This is a genomic window from Streptomyces sp. NPDC086787 (genome assembly GCF_044745865.1).
Classification (GTDB): Bacteria; Actinomycetota; Actinomycetes; order Streptomycetales; family Streptomycetaceae; genus Streptomyces.
Window position 1 is genome coordinate 177,101 of the sequence record NZ_JBIVBC010000005.1, and the last position, 21,366, is coordinate 198,466.

Here is a 21,366-nt window from a genome sequence, read left to right on the forward strand (position 1 = left end):
CCTTCCACGGCTCCCGCGTTGGCCTTCCGCAGTCCCTGCTCGCGCCTTCTGCGGCCCCCGCTCCGGGCCTTCTGCGGCCCCCGCTCACGCCTTCCGTATCCCTGCTCGCGCCTCTGCGGCCCCCGCTCCGGGCCTTCTGTGGCGCCCGCTCCCGCCTCCCACAGTCCCCTCACGCCTTCCGTGGCCTTAGCTCCTGCCTCCCACAGTCCCCGCTCGCGCCTTTCGTGGTCCCCGCCGTACTTTCGCAGCCAAAATCAATGCAAGCACGCTTGATTGTTTCTGGTGGCGCTGCCATGCTCCCACCCATGTCCGATCCGACGCCTGTGTTCGATGATCTGCGTGAGGAAAGCGAAGAACTCGACCGGCTCGTGGCCGAGTTGAGCCCGGAGCGGTGGGCGTCGGCGACGCCCGCTCCCCGGTGGACCGTCGCGCACCAGATCGCTCACCTCGCCTGGACCGATCAGTCGGCCCTGCTCTCCGTCACCGACGCCGACGGCTTCCGCGCCCTGGTGGAGAAGGCGCTCGCCTCGGCGGACACCTTCGTGGACGACGGCGCCGAAGAGGGGGCCCAGCTGCCGCCCGCCGAGCTGTTGGCACGGTGGCGTGCGGGGCGTGCCGCGCTCGACGGGGCGCTGCGTGCCGCCCCGCCCGGGGCGCGGTTCCCCTGGTACGGGCCGCCCATGTCGGCCGCTTCGGTGGCCACCGGCCGACTGATGGAGACCTGGGCCCACGGCCAGGACGTCGCCGACACGCTCGGCGTGGTCCGCGCCCCCACCGACCGGCTCCGGCATGTGGTGCACATCGGAGTACGCGCACGGGACTTCGCCTTCGCGGCGCGCGGACTCCAGGCGCCGGCCGACCCGTTCCGCGTCGAGGTCCTGGCGCCCTCCGGCGACACCTGGGCCCACGGCCCCGAGGACGCCGCCCAGCGTGTCACCGGTCCCGCCCTCGACTTCTGCCTGCTGGTCACCCAGCGCGCCCACCGTGCCGATCTCGCCGTACGCGCCGAGGGCCCCGACGCCGACCGCTGGCTCGACATCGCCCAGGCCTTCGCCGGACCGCCCGGCGCCGGGCGCACCCCCAAGGGGGCCGGGGAGTGACCCGGCCGCTGCGCATAGCCAACGCCTCCGGCTTCTACGGCGACCGCTTCGACGCCCTGCGGGAGATGCTCACCGGCGGCGAACTCGACGTCCTCACCGGCGACTACCTCGCCGAGCTGACCATGCTGATCCTCGGCCGGGACCGGCTGAAGGACCCCTCCGCCGGATACGCCCGCACCTTCCTGCGGCAACTGGAGGACTGCCTCGGCCTCGCCCACGAGCGGGGCGTCCGGATCGTCACCAACGCGGGCGGGCTCAACCCCGCCGGTCTCGCCGACGCCGTACGCGCCCTCGCCGACCGGCTCGGCATACCGGTACGCGTCGCCCATGTCGAGGGCGACGACCTCACCGCCCGGCACCCAGGCAGCCTCGCCGCCCACGCCTACCTCGGCGGGTTCGGGATCACGGAGTGCCTGAAGGCGGGCGCCGACATCGTGGTCACCGGACGGGTCACCGACGCGGCCCTGGTCACCGGGCCCGCCGCCGCCCACTTCGGCTGGCAGCCGGGGGAGTACGACCGGCTCGCGGGTGCCGTCGTCGCCGGGCACGTACTGGAGTGCGGCACCCAGGCCACCGGCGGCAACTACTCCTTCTTCACCGAAGCCGAAGCCGAAGCCGGGGGCGGGGGCGGGGGCGGAGCCAGGGGTGACATCCGCCGTCCCGGCTTCCCCCTCGCCGAGGTCCACGCCGACGGCAGCTGCGTCATCACCAAGCACCCCGGCACCGGCGGCTTCGTGAGCGTCGGGACCGTGACCGCCCAGCTGCTCTACGAGACGGGCGGCGCCCGGTACGCGGGGCCCGACGTCACCGCCCGCCTCGACACCGTACGGCTCAGTCAGGACGGGGCTGACCGGGTGCGGATCGAGGGGGTGCGGGGCGAGGCTCCGCCGCCCACCCTCAAGGTCGGGCTCAACCGGCTCGGCGGCTTCCGCAACGAGGTCACCTTCGTCCTCACCGGCCTCGACATCGAGGCCAAGGCCGCACTGGTGCGCGAGCAGCTGGCCGACGTCTTCGCCAAGTCGGCCCCCGCCCACGTCGGGTGGGAACTGGTCCGCACCGACCGGGCCGACGCCGACACCGAGGAGACGGCCAGCGCGCTGCTGCGGCTCGTCGTACGCGACCCCGACCAGGGCGTCGTGGGACGCGCGCTGAGCGGCGCCGCCATCGAGCTGGCGCTCGCCAGCTACCCCGGCTTCCATGTGCTCGCGCTGCCGGGGAAGGGCGACCCCTACGGCGTCTTCGAGGCCCGGTACGTCCCCCGGGCCGACGTCGGCCACTTCGCCGTACTCGACGACGGCCGACGGATCCCCGTCACCGCGCCGCACGACACCGCCGTACTCGAAGACGTACCCCAGCCACCCCTGCCCGAGCCCCTGCCCCAGAGCCCCACCCGCCGCGCCCCGCTCGGCCTGGTCGCCGGTGCCCGCAGCGGGGACAAGGGCGGCAACGCCAACGTCGGTGTCTGGGTGCGCGACGACGACGCCTGGCGGTGGCTCGCCCACGAGCTGACCGCCGAGCGGTTGCGGCAGCTCCTGCCCGAGACGGCGGAGCTGCCGGTGACCCGCCATCTGCTCCCCGGCATCCGCGCCCTGAACTTCGTGGTCGAGGGGATCCTCGGCGAGGGCGTCGCCGCGCGGCACCGTTTCGACCCGCAGGCCAAGGCCCTCGGCGAATGGCTGCGCTCCCGCCACCTGGACATACCGGAGGCCCTGCTGTGACCGTCCTTCCGTCCACCCTGGACACCGGCGGCCAGGACTACCGAGCGAACCGCGAAGCCATGCTCGCCAAGCTCGCCGACCTCGAGACCGAGCACACCAAGGCGCTCGCGGGCGGCGGCGAGAAGTATGTGCAACGGCACCGCAAACGCGGCAAGCTGCTGGCTCGTGAGCGCGTGGAACTGCTCCTCGACCCGGACACGCCGTTCCTGGAACTGTCGCCGCTGGCCGCCTGGGGCAGTGAGTACGCCGTGGGCGCGTCGGTGGTCGCCGGGATCGGGGTGGTCGAGGGCGTCGAGTGCCTGATCACCGCCAACGACGCGACCGTGCGCGGCGGTGCCAGCAACCCGTGGAGCCTGAAGAAGGCCCTGCGGGCGCACGAGATCGCACACGCCAACCGGCTGCCGCACATCAGCCTGGTGGAGTCGGGCGGCGCCGACCTGCCCTCCCAGAAGGAGATCTTCATCCCCGGGGGCGCCGTCTTCCGGGACCTGACGCGGCTGTCGGCCGCCGGCATCCCGACCGTCGCAGTCGTCTTCGGCAACTCGACGGCGGGCGGCGCCTACGTCCCCGGCATGTCCGACCACGTGATCATGGTCAAGGAACGCGCGAAGGTGTTCCTCGGCGGTCCGCCGCTGGTGAAGATGGCGACCGGCGAGGAGAGCGACGACGAGTCGCTGGGCGGCGCGGAGATGCACGCGCGCACGTCCGGGCTCGCCGACTACTTCGCCGTCGACGAGCAGGACGCGCTGCGGCAGGCGCGGCGCGTGGTCGCCCGGCTCAACCACCGCAAGGCGTACCCGGATCCGGGTCCGGCGGCGCCGCCCAAGTACGACCCGGAGGAGCTCCTCGGGATCGTGCCGGGCGACCTGAAGGTGCCGTTCGACCCGCGTGAGGTCGTCGCCCGGATCGTGGACGCCTCCGACTTCGACGAGTTCAAGCCGCTGTACGGGACGAGCCTGGTGACCGGCTGGGCGAGCCTGCACGGCTACCCGGTCGGCATCCTCGCCAACGCCCGGGGCGTGCTGTTCAGCGAGGAGTCGCAGAAGGCCGCCCAGTTCATCCAGCTGGCCAACCAGCGGGACATCCCGCTGCTGTTCCTGCACAACACCACCGGCTACATGGTCGGCCGGGAGTACGAGCAGGGCGGCATCATCAAGCACGGCGCGATGATGATCAACGCCGTCAGCAACAGTCGCGTCCCCCACCTGTCCGTCCTCATGGGCGCCTCCTACGGTGCCGGTCACTACGGCATGTGCGGCCGCGCCTACGACCCGCGGTTCCTGTTCGCCTGGCCCAGCGCCAAGTCCGCCGTCATGGGCCCGCAGCAGCTCGCCGGTGTGCTGTCGATCGTCGCCCGGCAGTCGGCGGCCGCCAAGGGGCAGCCGTACGACGACGACGCGGACGCCGCGCTGCGCGCCATGGTCGAGCAGCAGATCGAGTCCGAGTCGCTGCCGATGTTCCTGTCCGGGCGGCTGTACGACGACGGCGTCATCGACCCACGGGACACCCGCACCGTCCTCGGACTTTGCCTGTCCGCCATCCACACGGCGCCCTACGAGGGCGCGCGCGGTGGGTTCGGCGTCTTCCGGATGTGAGGCTCATGATTTCGAGTTTGCTCGTCGCCAACCGCGGCGAGATCGCCTGCCGTGTCTTCCGTACCTGCCGTGAGCTGGGCATCCGTACCGTCGCCGTGCACTCCGACGCCGACGAGCACGCCCTGCACGCGCGCGAGGCCGACGCGGCCGTACGGCTGCCGGGCGCGACGCCCGCCGAGACGTATCTGCGCGGCGACCTGATCGTGAAGGCAGCCCTGGACGCCGGCGCCGACGCCGTGCACCCCGGGTACGGCTTCCTGTCCGAGAACGCCGACTTCGCGCGTGCCGTGCTCGGCGCGGGCCTGGTGTGGATCGGGCCGTCGCCGGAGGCGATCGAGGCGATGGCGTCCAAGACGCGCGCCAAGCAGCTGATGGGGATCGAGCCGCTCGGCGAGGTCACCGGGTCGGACCTGCCGGTGCTGGTGAAGGCGGCGGCCGGCGGCGGCGGCCGGGGCATGCGGATCGTGCGCGAACTCGGCGAGCTCGAAGCCGCCTTGACGGCCGCCGGGGCCGAGGCCGCGAGCGCCTTCGGCGACGGCGAGGTGTTCGTCGAGCCGTACGTGGAGCGCGGCCGGCATGTCGAGGTGCAGGTCCTTGCCGACACCCACGGCACGGTCTGGACCCTCGGCACCCGCGACTGCTCCCTCCAGCGCCGCCACCAGAAGGTGGTCGAGGAAGCCCCGGCGCCGGGGCTCGGCACCGAACTCACCGACGAGCTGTACCGGTTGGCGGTGCGCGCGGCTCGCTCCGTCGAGTACACCGGCGCGGGCACCGTCGAGTTCCTCGTCGCCGACGGCAGGGCCCACTTCCTGGAGATGAACACCCGCCTCCAGGTCGAACACCCGGTCACGGAGGCCGTGTTCGGCGTGGACCTGGTCGCCGAGCAGATCCGGATCGCCGAGGGTCAGGCCCTCGCCGCCGACCCGCCCCCCGCGCGCGGCCACGCCGTCGAGGCCCGCCTCTACGCCGAGGACCCGGCCCGCGACTGGGCCCCGCAGACCGGCATCCTGCACCGGCTCGCCGTACCGGGCGGCATCCGGCTCGACACCGGCTACACCGACGGCGACGGCATCGGCGTCCACTACGACCCGATGCTCGCCAAGGTGGTGGCCCACGCACCCACCCGCGCGGAGGCGCTCCGCAAGCTATCCGGCGCGCTGGAGCGGGCCGAGGTGCACGGCCCGGTCACCAACCGTGAGCTGCTGGTGCGCTCGCTGCGGCACGCCGAGTTCACGGACGGCCGGATGGACACCGGCTTCTACGACCGTCACCTCACCGGGCTGACCGCGGCGGCCCCCGAGCCGTACGCCCCGCTCGCCGCGGCCCTCGCCGACGCACACGGCCGTTCCCGGTTCGGCGGCTGGCGCAACCTGTCCTCGCAGCCGCAGACGAAGCGCTATCTCATGGCGGGCGAGGAGCACGAGGCCCGCTACCGGCACACCCGGGAGGGCCTCGCCGCGGCGGCCGACGGGGTGCGCGTCGTGCACGCGGACGCGCGTCTCGTCGTACTCGAAGTGGACGGTGTACGGCGGAAGTTCGACGTGGCGCGGTACGGCGACCAGGTGTACGTCAACGCCACCGCGCTCACCGCCCTGCCCCGCTTCCCCGACCCGGCCGCGCAGATCGCCCCCGGCTCCCTGCTGGCCCCGATGCCGGGCACGGTCGTCCGTGTCGCCGAGGGGCTGGCCGAGGGCGCCGCCGTCCGTGCCGGGCAGCCGCTGATCTGGCTGGAGGCGATGAAGATGCAGCACCAGATCTCCGCGCCGGTCGCCGGAACGCTCAGCACCCTGCACGTCACGCCCGGACAGCAGGTGGAGCCCGGCACGTTGCTCGCCGTCGTCCAGGAGTCGCAGGACACGCAGGTCACGCAGGAATCGCAGGACAACTCTTCCCAGGCCTAGGAGCCCTTATGACCTCCGTCATGGAAACCGAAGAGCACAAAGCCCTCCGCGCCGCGGTCGCCGCCCTCGGCAAGCGGTACGGCCGCGAATACATCACCCGCACCGTCGCCGAGGGCCGGCACCCCGTCGAACTCTGGGCCGAGGCCGGCAAGCTCGGCTACCTCGGCGTCAACCTGCCCGAGGAGTACGGGGGCGGCGGCGGAGGCATCACCGAACTGTCCATAGTCCTGGAGGAGTTGGGCGCCGCCGGTTCGCCGCTGCTCATGCTCGTCGTCTCGCCCGCCATCTGCGGAACGGTCATAGCCCGCTTCGGCACCGAGGAGCAGAAGCGCGCCTGGCTGCCCGGACTGGCCGACGGCTCGCGGACCATGGCCTTCGGCATCACCGAGCCGGACGCCGGGTCCAACAGCCACCGCATCACCACCACCGCCCGCCGGGACGGCGCCGACTGGCTGCTCACCGGCCGCAAGGTGTTCATCTCGGGCGTCGACATCGCGGACGCCGTGCTGATCGTCGGCCGTACCGAGGACGCCCGCACCGGCCGCCTCAAGCCCTGTCTGTTCATCGTGCCGACCGACGCCGAGGGTTTCCAGCGGAACCCCATCGAGATGGAACTCAACGCGGCGGAGAAGCAGTTCGAACTCGTTCTGGACGATGTCCGGCTGCCCGCGGACGCGCTCGTCGGCGACGAGGACGCCGGCCTCCTCCAGCTGTTCGCCGGGCTCAACCCCGAGCGCATCATGACCGCCGCCTTCGCGATCGGCATGGGCCGCTACGCGCTCGCCAAGGCCATCGACTACGCCCGCGACCGCAGCGTCTGGAAGACCCCCATCGGCGCCCACCAGGCCATCGCGCACCCCCTCGCCACGGCGCACATCGACCTCGAACTCGCCCGCCTGATGATGCAGAAGGCCGCCCACCTCTACGACGCCGGGGACGACATCGGCGCGGGCGAGGCCGCCAACATGGCCAAGTACGCGGCCGCCGAGGCCTGCGTGAAGGCCGTCGACCAGTCCGTGCACACCCTCGGCGGCAACGGCCTCACCCGTGAGTTCGGCCTGGCCTCGCTGATAACGGGCTCGCGCGTGGCTCGTATCGCACCGGTGAGCCGGGAGATGATTCTGAACTACGTCTCCCACCAGACCCTGGGTCTGCCCAAGTCGTACTGATCAGCACAGCGTTGTGCCAGTCGCGCGAGGAGGAACCGTGTTCCGCAGTGAGTACGCAGACGTCCCGGCCGTGGAACTGCCCATCCACGAGGCAGTGCTGGGCAGGGCCGCCGAGTTCGGCGACCACCCCGCCCTGATCGACGGGGCGGACGGCACCACCCTCACGTACGCCCAACTGGACCGGTTCCACCGGCGGATCGCCGCCGCCCTCGCCGACGCGGGCCTGTGCAAGGGCGACGTCCTCGCCCTGCACAGCCCCAACACCGTCGCCTTCCCGACCGCCTTCTACGCGGCCACACGCGCCGGCGCCGCCGTCACCACCGTGCATCCGCTCGCCACCCCCGAGGAGTTCGCCAAGCAGCTCGACGACTCGGGCGCCCGCTGGATCGTCACCGTCTCACCGCTGCTGCAGACCGCCCGCCGGGCCGCCGAACTCGCGGGCGGCATAAGGGAGATATTCGTCTGCGACAGCGCGCCCGGACACCGCTCCCTGATCGACATGATCGGCTCCACCGCCCCCGAACCGGACATCGCCATCGACCCGGTCGAGGACGTCGCCGCCCTGCCGTACTCCTCCGGCACCACCGGCGTCCCCAAGGGGGTGATGCTCACCCACCGGCAGATCGCCACCAACCTGGCCCAGCTCGAACCCGCCGTCCCGGCCGGACCGGACGACCGGATCCTCGCAGTTCTGCCCTTTTTTCACATATACGGCCTCACCGCGCTGATGAACGCGCCGCTGCGGCACGGCGCCACCGTCGTCGTGCTGCCCCGCTTCGAGCTGGAGACCTTCCTCGCGGCCGTCGAGAACCACCGCATCACCGGCCTGTACGTGGCCCCGCCGATCGTTCTCGCCCTCGCCAAGCACCCGGCCGTCGCCCGCTACGACCTGTCCTCGCTGCGGTACCTCATCAGCGCCGCCGCCCCCCTCGACGCCCGGCTCTCCGCCGCCTGCTCCGAACGCCTCGGACTGCCCCCGGTCGGCCAGGCCTACGGCATGACGGAACTCTCGCCCGGCACGCACGTCGTACCGCTCGACGCCATGGCGGACGCGCCCCCCGGCACGGTCGGCAAGCTCATCGCGGGCACCGAGATGCGCATCGTCTCCCTGGACGACCCCGGCAAGGACCTCGGCACAGGTGAGACCGGCGAGATCCTGATCCGCGGCCCGCAGGTCATGAAGGGCTACCTGGGCCGCCCCGACGCCACCGCCGCCATGATCGACACCGACGGCTGGGTGCACACCGGCGACGTCGGGCACACGGACGCCGACGGCTGGCTGTTCGTCGTGGACCGGGTGAAGGAACTCATCAAGTACAAGGGCTACCAGGTGGCACCCGCCGAACTGGAGGCCCTGCTCCTCACCCACCCCGGCATCGCGGACGCAGCCGTGATCGGCTTCTACGACGAGGACCACAACGAGGTCCCGCACGCCCACATCGTCCGCCAGACGGACGCCGACGGCCTCACCGAGGACGAGGTCATGACGTACGTCGCCGAACGCGTCGCCCCCTACAAGCGCGTCCGGCGCGTCACCTTCGTCGCCGGTGTGCCGAGGGCCGCCTCCGGCAAGATCCTCCGCAGAGAGCTGCGGAAGGCACCTGAACCCAGGGAGCGTTGATGACGTTGATAGGCCGTACGCGCGAGCGCGGCATCGAAACCCTCAGCCTGGACTCCGCCGACACCCGCAACGCCCTGTCGGCGGCGCTGGTCGGCGGGCTCGCCGAGGCGCTCACCGAGTGCGGCAAGGACCCGGACGTGCGAGCCGTGGTCCTCACCCACAGCGGCAACACCTTCTGCGCCGGGGCCGACCTGCGCGACCCCCCGCCCGCCGACTCCCTCGGCCACCTGCTGCGGCAGATGGCCGAGCTGCCCAAGCCGATCGTCGCCCGGGTCACCGGCCACGTCCGCGCCGGCGGCCTCGGCCTGCTCGCCGGCTGCGACATCTCCGCCGGGTCCGCGGCGTCCAGCTTCGCGTTCACCGAGGTACGCATCGGGGTCGCGCCCGCCGTGATCTCACTCTCCGTGCTGCCGCGCACCGACCCGCGCGCCGTCGCCCGCTACTACCTCACCGGCGAGCGCTTCGACGCGGCCGAAGCCGCCCGGATCGGCCTGCTGACCGCCGCCGGGGACGACGTGGACGCCGTACTCGAACCCGTCCTCGACGGCCTGCGCCGTTCCTCACCGCAGGCTCTGGCCGAGACGAAACGGCTGCTCACGGCTAGGGTGCTGGAGACATTCGACCGGGACGCGGCGGAACTCACCGCGCTCTCGGCCCGGCTGTTCACCTCCGCCCAGGCCCGGGAGGGGATGACGGCTTTCCTGGAAAGACGAGATGCGGCGTGGGTGGTGTGAGTACGGCGGAACAGCGCGACCGCGTGCCCAAGCAGGACCGCAGCCGGGCCACCCGGCAGCGGCTCCTGGAGGCCGCCGTGGCCTGCCTGGCCGAACACGGCTGGGCGGGCTCCACGGTCTCGGTCGTCGCCGAGCGCGCCGGGGTCTCCCGCGGCGCCGCCCAGCACCACTTCCCGACCCGCGAGGACCTGTTCACCGCCGCCGTCGAGTACGTCGCCGAACAGCGGTCCAACGCGCTCAGGGAGCTGTTCCCCGACGGCCCCGCCGACCGCCGTGCCGTCGTCCACGCCCTGGTCGACCTCTACACCGGCCCCCTCTTCCGCGCTGCCCTCCACCTGTGGGTCGCCGCGTCCGACGAGGAGCAGCTGCGCCCCCGGGTGACCGAGCTGGAGGCCCGGGTCGGCCGTGAGACCCACCGCATCGCCGTCGAACTGCTCGCCGCCGACGAGTCTCGCCCAGGCGTCCGGGAAACCGTCCAGGGCCTGCTCGACATGGCCCGTGGCCTCGGTCTCGCCAACCTCCTCACCGACGACACCGCCCGCCGCCACCGGGTCGTCGCCCAGTGGGCGGTGCTCATGGAGGAGACGCTCGGCTGACGCCCGGCCGGATCACTCCGGCGGCGCGTTACCCTTGGCGCATGCTTCCGATGCTCGTTCGACGCCGCCACGTGGACTACGTGCGCGTCACGAGCATGGGCTGTCGGCCTTCGGCCTGACCCAGCCCCTTTCTTCTCCTTCTTACGGCATCCGGGGCGCGGCCTTGCCTACCCGGTGGCCCGCTGCCCGTGGCCCACACACCCTGTGGACGCATCCATGACGACGCACATCGCGACGACCCCGTCGTACGACCAGCTCCCGATCATCGACCTCTCGGCCGCCGACCGCGGCCCCCAGGCCCGTGCGCTGCTGCACGCCCAGCTGCACGCCGCCGCCCACGACGTCGGCTTCTTCCAGCTCGTCGGGCACGGTGTCACCCGGGCGGACACCGACGCCCTGCTCACCGCCATGCGCGCCTTCTTCGCGCTGCCCGAGGCCGACCGGCTCGCCCTGGACAACGTGAACTCGCCGCACTTCCGCGGCTACACCCGCACCGGCGACGAACGCACCCAGGGCGCCCGCGACTGGCGCGACCAGCTCGACATAGGCGCCGAACGCCCCGCCCGGACACCCGGCCCGGGCGAGCCCGCCTACTGGTGGCTCCAGGGCCCCAACCAGTGGCCCGCCGGCCTGCCCCAACTGCGCACCGCCGCGCTCGCCTGGATCGACCGGCTCAGCGGTGTCGCCGAGCGGCTGCTGCGCGAACTGCTCACCGCCATCGGCGCCCCCGCCGGCTTCTACGACCCGGTCTTCGGCGAGCACGCCCACCCGCACCTCAAGCTGGTGCGCTACCCCGGCAGCGCGGGCGACGGCACCGCGCAGGGCGTCGGCACGCACAAGGACTACGGCTTCCTGACCCTGCTGCTCCAGGACACGGTCGGCGGACTCCAGGTGCTGCGCGAGGACGGCCGCTTCCACGACGTGCCGCCGCTGGAGGGCGCCTTCGTGGTCAACCTGGGCGAACTGCTGGAGGTGGCGACCAACGGTTATCTGATCGCCACCAGCCACCGCGTCGTCAGCCCGCCCGGGGCCACCGAACGCTTCTCCGTGCCGTTCTTCTACAACCCGCGCCTGGACGCCCGGGTGGAGCCGCTGCCCTTCCCGCACGCGTCCACCGCCCCGGGCATCACCGACGACCCGGCCAACCCGCTGTTCGCCGAGTACGGCTACAACGAGCTGAAGGGCAAGCTGCGGGCGCACCCGCTGGTGGCCGAGCGCCACCACACGGACCTCCTCACGCCCGCCTGACCGAGCTCACTCACTGGGAGATGTCTGCGTAGCCCTCGATCGACTGAGGGCTGCGCGGACCCGGCCCCACATAGCGGGCGGACGGCCGTACGAGCCGGCCCGTCCGCTTCTGCTCCAGGATGTGCGCCGACCAGCCCGCCGTACGGGCACAGGTGAACATCGACGTGAACATGTGCGCCGGAACCTCGGCGAAGTCCAGCATGATCGCCGCCCAGAACTCCACGTTCGTCGCGAGGACCCGGTCCGGGCGGCGGCTGTGCAGCTCCTCCAGGGCCGCCTTCTCCAGCGCCTCCGCGATCTCGAAGCGGGGAGCGCCCAGCTCACGGGCGGTACGGCGGAGCACCCGGGCCCTCGGGTCCTCGGCCCGGTACACCCGGTGCCCGAAGCCCATCAGCCGCTCGCCCCGGTCGAGGGCCTGCTTGACGTAGGCCGTCGCGTCACCCGTCCGCTCGATCTCCTCGATCATCCCGAGCACCCGGGAGGGGGCACCGCCGTGCAGCGGACCGGACATGGCACCCACCGCGCCGGACAGCGCGGCGGCCACGTCGGCGCCGGTCGAGGCGATGACCCGGGCGGTGAAGGTGGAGGCGTTCATGCCGTGCTCGGCGGCCGACGTCCAGTAGGCGTCCACGGCCGCGACATGCTTGGGGTCGGGCTCGCCCCGCCAGCGGATCATGAACCGCTCGACGACCGAGTTGGCCTTGTCGATCTCCCGCTGCGGCACCATCGGCAGGCCCTGGCCGCGCGCGGACTGGGCGACGTAGGACAGCGCCATGACGGCGGCGCGGGCGAGGTCGTCACGAGCCTGCTCCACGTCGATGTCGAGGAGCGGTTTGAGGCCCCACACGGGGGCGAGCATGGCGAGTGCCGACTGCACGTCCACCCGGATGTCACCCGAGTGGACCGGGATCGGGAACGGCTCGGCGGGCGGCAGTCCCGGATTGAAGGCGCCGTCCACCAGCAGCCCCCACACATTGCCGAACGAGACGTGACCGACGAGGTCTTCGATGTCGACGCCCCGGTAGCGCAGGGCGCTGCCTTCCTTGTCCGGTTCGGCGATCTCCGTCTCGAACGCGACGACTCCTTCGAGCCCGGGTACGAAGTCGGACATCAGGCGGCTCCTTGATGTTGGAAGCGGGTCCCGCAACGGCACCACGGTATCCCCGGGTGTCACCTTTGGGGAGTCGGTACGGCACTCAGTGCCAGGCGAAGTCATGTATCCATACGGCAAGATGACCGCGTGACCGACAGTGATCCCGGCCGTGACTTCCTCGAACCCATTCTCGACCCGGCCGCCATGCGCAAGCACTACCGGGTGGAGGGCTTCGCCGAGAGCGACCTCGCCGCACATCCCATGGACCAGTTCACCCACTGGTTCGAGCAGGCCGCGCGGGCCGCGGCGGGCGGCACGGTCTACGAGCCCAACGCGATGATCCTCTCCACGGCGGACACCGACGGCCGGCCCAGCTCCCGCACGGTCCTCATGAAGCGCTACGACACGCGGGGCTTCGTCTTCTTCACCAACTACGACTCCCGCAAGGGCCGGGACCTGGCCGTGAACCCCCGCGTCTCCCTGCTCTTCCCCTGGCAGGCTATCGCTCGCCAGGTCATCGTCACCGGCACCGCCCACCGCACCGGCCGCGACGAGACCGCCGCCTACTTCCGCAGCCGCCCGCACGGTTCCCAGCTGGGCGCCTGGGCCAGCGCCCAGTCCACGGTGACCAGCCGCGCCGACCTGGACGCCGCCTACGCCGACCTGCACGACCGCTACCCCGAGGGCGAACAGGTCCCGGTCCCGCCGCACTGGGGCGGCTTCCGGGTCGAACCGGAGACGGTGGAGTTCTGGCAGGGGCGGGAGAACCGCCTGCACGACCGGCTGCGCTACACGGCCGAACCGGACGGCTCGTGGCGGGTGGAGCGGCTCAGCCCGTGACGCGACCGGCGGCGGCCGTGACGCCGTCGGGCGCGGCCGTACCGGGGCTTCGGGCCGCGCCCGGAGCCCCGGTACGGCCGTGTTGACAGCGCACTGGTCCGGACCGCACCGTGATCCGCGACACATCCGCGCGAAGGGGGCACCGTATGAGTGACGGCACTCCGGCCGGGGAGTTCCTCGATGCCGCGATCGGGCTGCTGCGCCGGGTGCGGGACGAGGAGTCCGAGGGGGTCGCGGCGGCCGGTGTGCTGCTGGCCGACACCGTCGAGGCGGGCGGGCGGCTGTTCGCGTTCGGCGCCGGGCACTCCTCGCTGGCCGCGCAGGACGTCGTCTACCGGGCCGGGGGCCTCGCCCTGATGAACCTGCTCGCCGTCCCCGGTGCCGTGGGCGTCGACGTCATGCCGGCGACGCTCGGCTCCGCGCTCGAACGCGTGGACGGGCTCGCCGCCGCCGTCCTGGACACCGCTCCGATCGAGTCCGGCGACGCCCTTGTGATCATCTCCCTGTCCGGCCGCAACGCCCTCCCCGTGGAGATGGCGTCGCACGCCCGCGCCAAGGGCGTCCGGGTCATCGGCGTGACGTCGGTGGCGTACGCCAGGGAGACGACGTCCCGGAACGCCTCGGGGACCTATCTGAAGGACCACTGCGACATCGTCCTCGACTCGAAGATCGCGGTCGGCGACGCGGAACTCACCCTCGACACCGTCCCGGCGCCCTTCGCCCCCGCCTCCACCGTCGTCACCGCCGCCCTCCTCCAGGCGGTCATGGCCACGGCGGCCGCCACCCTGGCCGCCCGCGGCTTCCAGCCCCCGCTGCTGCGCTCCGGGAACGTCGACGGCGGCCACGAGTGGAACCGCCGGATCATGGAGGAGTACCGGGACCGGATCTTCTACCAGCGCTGAGGCCTACTTCTCGCCCAGCACCCCGGCCAGGTCCAGCGCCGCCCCGATGCGCACCGCCACATCCTCCGCGTAGGTCGCGTCGGACCGCTCGAAGCGGCTGCGCCCCGACCCGCGCAGGAACGTCACGACGCCCAGCGTGCGGCCCCGGCTGCGCAGCACCGCGCACAGGGCGTGCACCGAGTCCTCCGGCCACCGCCTGGCCAGCGCCCACTCCCGGGCCCGTTCGGCCGGGACGGAACCGGCGTCCGCGCGCACCGTCCCGGCCCGGTCCGCGCACTGGAGAGCCGGATGCCCCTCCTCGTAACGCACGGGCAGTCCGGCCTGCCCGGTGAGCAGACTCGGCCCCGGTGTCCCGGCGGGCGTCGCGGCCACCCGCACCAGCCACACCGGCCCCGCCTCCTCGGCGTCCCGCGCACCGCCCGCCACCCGGTCGATCAGCGCGTGGTCGGCGAACCCGGCGAGCGCGAAGTCGAGATGCGCGGAGGCCGCCTCCAGCGGGTCCTCGCACTCGGCGGCGGCGCGGGCCGCCCGGTGCAGCTGGTTGGCGCGGAAGCGGACGAGCGCCGCCTCCTGCTCCGCCAGCCTGGCCTCGGTCACGTCCTGGAACAGCCAGCCCACCCCGAGCGGCACCGGCTCCTCCGCGAGCGGCGAGGCCAGCCGCACGAACCCGCTCCGCCAGCACCGCCGGCGCTCGCCCTCCGGCGTGCGCACGCTCACCCACATCTCGGCGGGCGCGGGCGGAGTGCCCTCGGCCAGCACATGGGTCAGCGCGCTCTCCAGCTCCTCCACGCCCCGCGCGAGCAGCTCGCCGAGCGGCCGCCCCAGCACCGATGTGCGCCCGGTGCCCAGGGACCGGGCCGCGTGCGCGTTCACCACGGCCGGACGCAGATCCACGTCGACCAGCACGACGCCCCAGGACGCGTCCTCGAACAGCGCCTCGCTGAGCGCGATGGACCGCTCCAGGTCGATCTGGGTGTGCACCTCGCTGAAGGCGCAGTACACGCCCGCGGGCCGCCCGTCCGGCCCGCGTACCGCGGCGGACTGCGTCCGCACCAGCACCCGGCCGCCGTCCTTGGTGAGCAGGGCGAACTCGTGCACCTGCCGTCCGGGGGCGCGCATGGCGGACAGCAGCCGCCGCTCGACCTCTTCGGCGTCCGCCTCGCGGACCGCCCACCCGGCGAACCCCTGCCGCCCCACCGCCTCGGCCGCGCTCCAGCCGAGGATGCGCTCGGCCTCCCTGTTCCAGTGCGTCACCACTCCGTGCGCGTCGAAGGCGCACAGGGCGGCATCCATCCCGTCCAACAGGGCGGCCAGCAGATCCGATCCGCCGAAGACACCCCGGTCGGGCCCGGGCTCGTCGGGCCCCAGCTCGTCCGTGGTCCCACTACGCCGGGAAGCACTCACCTGGACCCCCTGCAGGCTGCGTCCACGCATACGCCGCGACATACGGCGCGAAGGTTCGCTCACTCACCCTCATTCAACTCGAACGTGACGCATCACACAGTTGGTTCCCGCAAGATTGACGCAGACATTGCGAGGACGCGAAAAACAGGACACGAAAAACAGGACACGAAAAACAGGTTGAGCCCTCCCCGGTCGCTCCTTAGGGTGTGGAGTACGTGGAAGGGAGGTGATCGGGTAAATGAGTGAAACCCGGACGCGCGAGGTGGCTGCGGGCTAGCGGCCCGCCATCACACTCAGTGCGGTGCCGGACCAGCGTGCGCGAGAAGCACGCAGCCGGCCCAATCCAAAGCAGTCACCCGACCCGCGAGCTCGCCGGCACGTCCGGCCGGCCCCTCCGTCGCAAGGCGCAGGGACCCGGGCTCGCGGGTCGTCTGCGTGGCCCCCACCGTTCCCGTTCCCCCGGTGCGGCACGCTTGTCAGTGGGATCCGGCAGAATTGACACCAGGGCCGGTGCACGCGCCGGGCTGCCGGCCGAGGTAATCGAGGGGCACGTATGTCCGGACTGATCGACACGACGGAGATGTATCTCCGCACCATCCTCGAGCTCGAAGAGGAAGGCGTTGTCCCCATGCGCGCCCGCATCGCGGAGCGGCTGGACCAGAGTGGGCCCACGGTGAGCCAGACGGTCGCGCGGATGGAGCGCGACGGGCTGGTGGCGGTCGCCAGTGACCGCCACCTGGAGCTCACCGACGAGGGCCGCCGACTGGCCACCCGCGTGATGCGCAAACACCGGCTCGCGGAATGCCTGCTGGTCGACGTGATCGGCCTGGAGTGGGAGCAGGTCCACGCCGAGGCCTGTCGCTGGGAGCACGTGATGAGCGAGGCGGTGGAGCGCCGCGTGCTGGAACTGCTGAGGCACCCGACCGAGTCGCCGTACGGCAACCCCATCCCCGGTCTCGAGGAGCTCGGGGAGAAGGACGGCGCCGATCCGTTCCTCGACGCGGGCATGGTGTCGCTGGCCGACCTCGACCCGGGCACCGACGGAAAGACGGTGGTCGTACGCCGTATCGGTGAGCCCATCCAGACGGACGCCCAGTTGATGTACACACTGCGCCGGGCGGGTGTACAGCCCGGTTCGGTGGTGAGCGTGACGGAGTCGGCGGGCGGGGTGCTGGTGGGCAGTGGTGGTGAGGCCGCCGAGCTGGAGGCGGACATCGCCTCCCACGTCTTCGTCGCCAAGCGCTGATGCTCCGCGGGGACCGCGGAGCGGTGGAAGGCCCCGGCGCCTTGTTGTGGCACCGGGGCCTGTCCTCCCCTTTGCTGACCCGGAGCCCCGAGCTCTCAGGGTCATTCCCCGCGGACCGTTTTCCCCGAGCGGCCCGCCCCCCGCTGAAGACCTCCCCTCGTCGGCGGCGATCATGCCTCGAAAGCTGTCACTCGATTGAGGGGTGTTGTTCGCGGAGGCGGATTTTTCGAATGCGCATTCGATAATCTGGGCCGGAACTACCGCAACGCAGCTAGGGGGGCCACGCCCATGGCACGGCGCATCGACGTGACAGGAGCGGGCGGCGTGCGCCTCGCGGCCTGGGAGTTCACCGACCCGCCCAAGGCGGACCCGGACCACACCCGGCCGCCCGGCGTGCTGTTACTGCACGGCCTGATGGGCCGCGCCTCGCACTGGGCCGGCACCGCACGCTGGCTGGCCGAGCGGCACCGCGCAGTCGCCCTCGACCAGCGCGGACACGGCCAGAGCGACAAGCCCCCGGGGGCCGCCTTCACCCGCGAGGTCTACGTCGAGGACGCCGAGGCGGCCGTCGTCCAGCTCGGTATCGCCCCCGCCGTCGTCATCGGGCACGCCATGGGCGCCCTCACCGGCTGGCAACTCGCCGCCAAACGCCCCGACCTGGTCCGCGCCCTGGTCATCTGCGACATGCGGGCCTCGCCGCTCGGCGCGGCCTCCCAGCGCGAGTGGGCCGAATGGTTCAACGCCTGGCCCGTCCCGTTCGCCACGCTCGCCGACGTACGCAAGTGGTTCGGCGAGGGCGACCCCTGGGTGGAGCGCTCCAACCCCGCCCGCGGCGAGTTCTACGCCGAGGTCATGCAGGAGTCACCCGACGGCTGGCGCCCCGTCTTCGAGCCCGAGCAGATGCTCAGATCCCGGGAGACCTGGGTCCACGACGCCCACTGGGAGGAACTCGCCCAGGTCCGCTGCCCCACCCTCGTCGTACGCGGCCTCGACGGCGAACTGGGCCGCGCGGAGGCACAGGAGATGGTGCGCGTGCTGCCGCGGGGCGAGTACGCGGAGGTCGTCGACGCGGGACATCTCGTGCACTACGACCAGCCGGGCGGCTGGCGGGGAGTGGTGCAGCCGTTCCTCGACGAGGTGGGGTGACACTCACCCCCGGCTGACCGCCCCCAGGATCTCCGGCAACCGCGCCGACGTGCGCGGTGCCGCCAGCCGCAGCCCGGCCCAGGTGATCAGTGCCCCGTACGCCGCCCCGACCGGCAGCAGCACCCAGCTCCACGCGTCCCCGCCCGCGCTCACGTTCAGCCAGATGGTCAGGGTGATCACAGGGGCGCACAGCAGCGCCGCCGCGATCATGCCGCCGAAGATGGAGATCCAGGCGAGGCCCGCCTGGCCCGGGGCCACGTTCTTGTGACCCTCCTGCGGGATCGAGTAGGGGAAGCGGGCCGAGGCCCACGCGCCGGTCGCCAGCATCGCGCCGAGCAGGGCGAAGGACAGTCCGAGCACCTCGGGGAGCCGGCCCCAGTCGCCCAGCAGCGCCGTGGTCAGCACGGTCACCAGTGCGGCGTACGGCAAGGTGATCACCAGCAGCGCCAGCGCCCGCCCGCGCAGCTCGACATACGCGTCCCGCGGCGAGGCGATGGTCATCGCCACCATCCAGAACGCCGACGTGTCCTGACCGAACTGGTTGTACATCTGGATGCCGAGCATCCCCGCGGCGAAGCACGCGAAGTAGACCGAGCCGGTGCCCTGGACCGCGTTGAACACCGGCACGATCAGGCCGATGGCGAGCGACGTCACCCACGCCGCCTTGGTCTTCGGGTCGCGCCAGACATAGCGCAGCCCGCGTTCCATGACCGTGCCGGTGCGACCCGGGGGCAGCAGCCGCACCGGGCCGCCCGGCGGACGCTCACCGGTGTCGGCGGGCTGGAGGGTGGACCCGTCGGGGGCGGTCATCAGCCGGGTCAGACCGCGCGCCCACGCCCCGAGCAGCAGCGTCGGCGCGGCCGCGGCCAGCAGCAGCTGCGCCGCCCCGGTGCCGTACGACCCCTCGCTCACCGAGTGCACCGCGCCGACCGCCGAGGCGGGCGGCAGCCAGCGCAGTACGTCGGCCACCGGATCGAGGCGGCCGAGGCCGGCCGACCCCAGCTGCTGGGCGCCGAAGTTGACCAGCTGCGCCCCGACCGCGATCACCAGGCCGCTGAGCACCGCGAGGTCGCGGCCCCTGCGGCTGGTCAGCAGCCGTACGTTGGCGGTGGCCACCACACGGGCCAGGGCCACACAGCTCAGCAGCGCCAGGGCGAGGGCGACGACCGCGGTGGCGTACCCGGCCGCCCCGTGGGCCACCGAGAGGACACACCCCGCCAGCACCAGCAGCGTGAACAGCGGGCCGATGCCGACCAGCGAGGCCGCCAGCAGCGCCCGCACCAGCGGACGTGGCCGCAGCGGCAGCAGCACCAGGCGGGTCGGGTCCAGGGTCTCGTCGCCGCTCGGGAAGAACAGCGGCATCACCGCCCAGCCCAGCGCCAGCACGGCCGCCGCCAGGACGGCCACGGCGTCGGCGTGCGGGTTGCCGCGCAGCATGGCGAAGCCGAGGAGTTGCAGGGCCGCGAAGAGCAGGGCCACCACGGCCGACACGGCGAACGCGGCCCGTCGGCCGCCCGATCCGCGAAGGCCGTTGCGTACCAGCGACAGCTTCAGGCGTACGACCGTGGCGGTGACACCGGTCATCGGGTGCCGCCCCCCAGCCAGTCAAGGTCGGAGACGGCGTCGCGGCCCCGTGCGCCCACCAGCTCCAGGAAAGCCCCCTGAAGCGTGGGATGTTCACCGCGCACCTCGGCCAGGGTGCCGGTCGCGCGGATGCGGCCCGCCGCCAGTACGGCCACCCAGTCGCACAGCGACTCGACGAGCTCCATCACATGGGAGGAGAACACCACGGTGGCGCCGGACGCGGTGTACCGCTCCAGGACGCCCCGGATGGTCTGCGCGGACACCGGGTCCACGCCCTCGAACGGCTCGTCCAGGAAGAGGACTTCGGGATTGTGGAGCAGCGCGGCCGCGAGACCGATCTTCTTGCGCATGCCGGTCGAGTAGTCCACGACGAGCTTGTGCTGGGACCCGGCCAGATCGAGGACGTCCAGGAGCTGGGTGGCCCGTCTGTCCACCTCGGGACCCGGCAGGCCGCGCAACCGTCCCGAGTAGGCGAGCAGTTCACGCCCGGAGAGGCGCTCGAAGAGCCGGAGCCCCTCCGGCAGTACCCCGATGCGGGACTTGACCTCCACCGGATCCCGCCACACGTCGTGGCCGACCACCTCGACGGACCCCTGATCGGGCCGGAGCAGCCCGGTCACCATGGACAGGGTGGTGGTCTTCCCCGCCCCGTTGGGACCGACCAGCCCGATGAACTTCCCGGCGGGCAGATCGAGATCGATGCCGGCCACGGCCACCTGCTGACCGAACCGCTTCCAGAGCCCTCGTACCCGAACCGCAGCCTCTTCCATACGAGAACCCTACGGTGGCGGCGCGTCGGTCATCTGTCCCGGCCGCACGCGTAGGTGAGCGGGGAGATCAACTCCTCCGCGTCCGGCAGCCAGCGGTTGGCGGGTGTGGGCGCGCAGGCCCACTGGACCGCGCCCCGGGAGCCGAACCGGGTCGGCGGAGCGGCCACATAACCGCCCTCACCCAGTGCCACGAGATCCAGCGAGGACGGCGACCAGCCGAGATTGCGCACCAGTTCGGGCACCTTCGCCGAGGCGCCCGGCAGCACGAGGAACTGCATCCGCCGGTCCGGGGTGAGGATCACCGGCCCCAGCGCCAGCCGCATCCGCTGCATCCGGGCCAGCGCGAGGAACCCGGCGGTCTCCGCGACGCACAGCGCGTCGAAGGTCCGACCGGTCGGCAGCAGGATCGACGCCGTCGGCTGCTGCTGCCACATCCGGCTCGCGACGGTGGCGCTGCCGGTGGCCTGGGTCGCCCAGTCCGGGCGCGTGGGGTGCGCGCCGGGTGCCGGGCACGTGGGATCCTCGCAGGAGCACCGCTGAGCCCCGCCGTCGGCCTCCAGCCAGGTGCCCGGGAACACGTCCCAGTGGCGCTCCTCGGCGTAACGCACGGCGGTCTCCAGCAGCGAGTCGCCTCGCTGCTGCGGAATCTGAGCGGCTTCGGTGCCCGCGATGGTCTCTTCCACGCTCCACTCAACTCCC

General features: G+C 72.4%; 18 protein-coding genes. 13 read left to right on the forward strand and 5 right to left on the reverse strand.

Annotated elements, in window-relative coordinates; all coding sequences use genetic code 11:
- Nucleotides 1-305: 305 nt before the first annotated feature.
- The 9 genes from ACIPK3_RS15100 (at nucleotide 306) to ACIPK3_RS15140 (ending at nucleotide 11,682) form a co-directional block, all read left to right on the forward strand.
- Nucleotides 306-1,100, forward strand: a complete 795-nt coding sequence (locus tag ACIPK3_RS15100) for a TIGR03084 family metal-binding protein (protein ID WP_402569755.1) — start codon at nucleotides 306-308, stop codon at nucleotides 1,098-1,100.
- A complete protein-coding gene (locus ACIPK3_RS15105; RefSeq protein ID WP_402569757.1) occupies nucleotides 1,097-2,818 on the forward strand; it encodes an acyclic terpene utilization AtuA family protein in 1,722 nt (573 codons plus the stop codon). The genes ACIPK3_RS15100 and ACIPK3_RS15105 overlap by 4 nt, the downstream gene beginning before the upstream one ends.
- Complete coding sequence (locus tag ACIPK3_RS15110) at nucleotides 2,815-4,413, forward strand: acyl-CoA carboxylase subunit beta (RefSeq protein WP_402569758.1); 1,599 nt, start codon at nucleotides 2,815-2,817, stop codon at nucleotides 4,411-4,413. Before ACIPK3_RS15105 ends, ACIPK3_RS15110 begins: the two co-directional genes overlap by 4 nt.
- Before the next feature lie 5 nt (nucleotides 4,414-4,418).
- Nucleotides 4,419-6,314 (forward strand): biotin carboxylase N-terminal domain-containing protein, encoded by a 1,896-nt coding sequence (locus ACIPK3_RS15115; RefSeq protein WP_402569760.1) that lies wholly within the window; start codon nucleotides 4,419-4,421, stop codon nucleotides 6,312-6,314.
- Nucleotides 6,315-6,322: 8 nt separating this feature from the next.
- Nucleotides 6,323-7,483 (forward strand): acyl-CoA dehydrogenase family protein, encoded by a 1,161-nt coding sequence (locus tag ACIPK3_RS15120; RefSeq protein WP_402569762.1) that lies wholly within the window; start codon nucleotides 6,323-6,325, stop codon nucleotides 7,481-7,483.
- A gap of 37 nt (nucleotides 7,484-7,520) precedes the next feature.
- On the forward strand, nucleotides 7,521-9,104 hold the full coding sequence (locus ACIPK3_RS15125; protein ID WP_402569763.1) for a 4-coumarate--CoA ligase family protein: 1,584 nt from the start codon (nucleotides 7,521-7,523) through the stop codon (nucleotides 9,102-9,104).
- Nucleotides 9,104-9,838, forward strand: a complete 735-nt coding sequence (locus ACIPK3_RS15130) for an enoyl-CoA hydratase family protein (protein WP_402569765.1) — start codon at nucleotides 9,104-9,106, stop codon at nucleotides 9,836-9,838. The genes ACIPK3_RS15125 and ACIPK3_RS15130 overlap by 1 nt, the downstream gene beginning before the upstream one ends.
- Nucleotides 9,826-10,434 (forward strand): TetR/AcrR family transcriptional regulator, encoded by a 609-nt coding sequence (locus ACIPK3_RS15135; RefSeq protein ID WP_402569767.1) that lies wholly within the window; start codon nucleotides 9,826-9,828, stop codon nucleotides 10,432-10,434. Before ACIPK3_RS15130 ends, ACIPK3_RS15135 begins: the two co-directional genes overlap by 13 nt.
- A 216-nt stretch (nucleotides 10,435-10,650) precedes the next feature.
- Nucleotides 10,651-11,682: an isopenicillin N synthase family dioxygenase gene (locus ACIPK3_RS15140; protein ID WP_402569768.1), complete on the forward strand. Its 1,032-nt coding sequence runs from the start codon at nucleotides 10,651-10,653 to the stop codon at nucleotides 11,680-11,682.
- 10 nt (nucleotides 11,683-11,692) lie between these two features.
- Here ACIPK3_RS15140 and ACIPK3_RS15145 read toward each other — a convergent pair whose 3' ends face one another.
- Entirely contained in the window at nucleotides 11,693-12,793 is a 1,101-nt protein-coding gene (locus ACIPK3_RS15145) for a citrate synthase 2 (protein ID WP_402569770.1), read from the reverse strand.
- A 129-nt stretch (nucleotides 12,794-12,922) separates the two neighbouring features.
- On the opposite strand from ACIPK3_RS15145, the gene pdxH reads away from it, so the two are divergent.
- Both pdxH and ACIPK3_RS15155 read left to right on the forward strand, forming a co-directional pair.
- Nucleotides 12,923-13,615: a pyridoxamine 5'-phosphate oxidase gene (pdxH, locus tag ACIPK3_RS15150; RefSeq protein ID WP_402569772.1), complete on the forward strand. Its 693-nt coding sequence runs from the start codon at nucleotides 12,923-12,925 to the stop codon at nucleotides 13,613-13,615.
- Between the two features lie 146 nt (nucleotides 13,616-13,761).
- Nucleotides 13,762-14,517: an SIS domain-containing protein gene (locus ACIPK3_RS15155; protein WP_402569774.1), complete on the forward strand. Its 756-nt coding sequence runs from the start codon at nucleotides 13,762-13,764 to the stop codon at nucleotides 14,515-14,517.
- Nucleotides 14,518-14,520: 3 nt separating this feature from the next.
- Here ACIPK3_RS15155 and ACIPK3_RS15160 read toward each other — a convergent pair whose 3' ends face one another.
- Entirely contained in the window at nucleotides 14,521-15,921 is a 1,401-nt protein-coding gene (locus tag ACIPK3_RS15160; protein WP_402569776.1) for a PAS domain-containing protein, read from the reverse strand.
- A 553-nt stretch (nucleotides 15,922-16,474) separates the two neighbouring features.
- Here ACIPK3_RS15160 and ACIPK3_RS15165 point away from each other — a divergent pair.
- Together ACIPK3_RS15165 and ACIPK3_RS15170 are read left to right on the forward strand one after the other, a co-directional pair.
- Nucleotides 16,475-17,167, forward strand: coding sequence for a metal-dependent transcriptional regulator (locus tag ACIPK3_RS15165; protein ID WP_402569778.1), 693 nt, complete (start codon nucleotides 16,475-16,477; stop codon nucleotides 17,165-17,167).
- 288 nt (nucleotides 17,168-17,455) lie between these two features.
- Nucleotides 17,456-18,313, forward strand: a complete 858-nt coding sequence (locus ACIPK3_RS15170) for an alpha/beta fold hydrolase (protein WP_402569780.1) — start codon at nucleotides 17,456-17,458, stop codon at nucleotides 18,311-18,313.
- 3 nt (nucleotides 18,314-18,316) lie between these two features.
- On the opposite strand, the gene ACIPK3_RS15175 is transcribed toward ACIPK3_RS15170, so the two are convergent.
- Genes ACIPK3_RS15175 through ACIPK3_RS15185 form a run of 3 tightly spaced genes read right to left on the reverse strand, consistent with a single transcriptional unit; the run spans nucleotide 18,317 to nucleotide 21,350 of the window.
- On the reverse strand, nucleotides 18,317-19,897 hold the full coding sequence (locus tag ACIPK3_RS15175; RefSeq protein WP_402569781.1) for a transporter: 1,581 nt from the start codon (nucleotides 19,895-19,897) through the stop codon (nucleotides 18,317-18,319).
- The gene (locus ACIPK3_RS15180; RefSeq protein WP_402569783.1) at nucleotides 19,894-20,667 is read right to left on the reverse strand and encodes an ABC transporter ATP-binding protein; all 774 of its coding nucleotides are present in this window, start codon (nucleotides 20,665-20,667) and stop codon (nucleotides 19,894-19,896) included. The genes ACIPK3_RS15175 and ACIPK3_RS15180 overlap by 4 nt, the downstream gene beginning before the upstream one ends.
- Nucleotides 20,668-20,696: 29 nt before the next feature.
- Nucleotides 20,697-21,350 carry a bifunctional DNA primase/polymerase gene (locus tag ACIPK3_RS15185; RefSeq protein ID WP_402569785.1) on the reverse strand — a complete coding sequence of 218 codons (654 nt, stop codon included), beginning with the start codon at nucleotides 21,348-21,350 and terminating at the stop codon, nucleotides 20,697-20,699.
- Nucleotides 21,351-21,366: the final 16 nt, after the last annotated feature.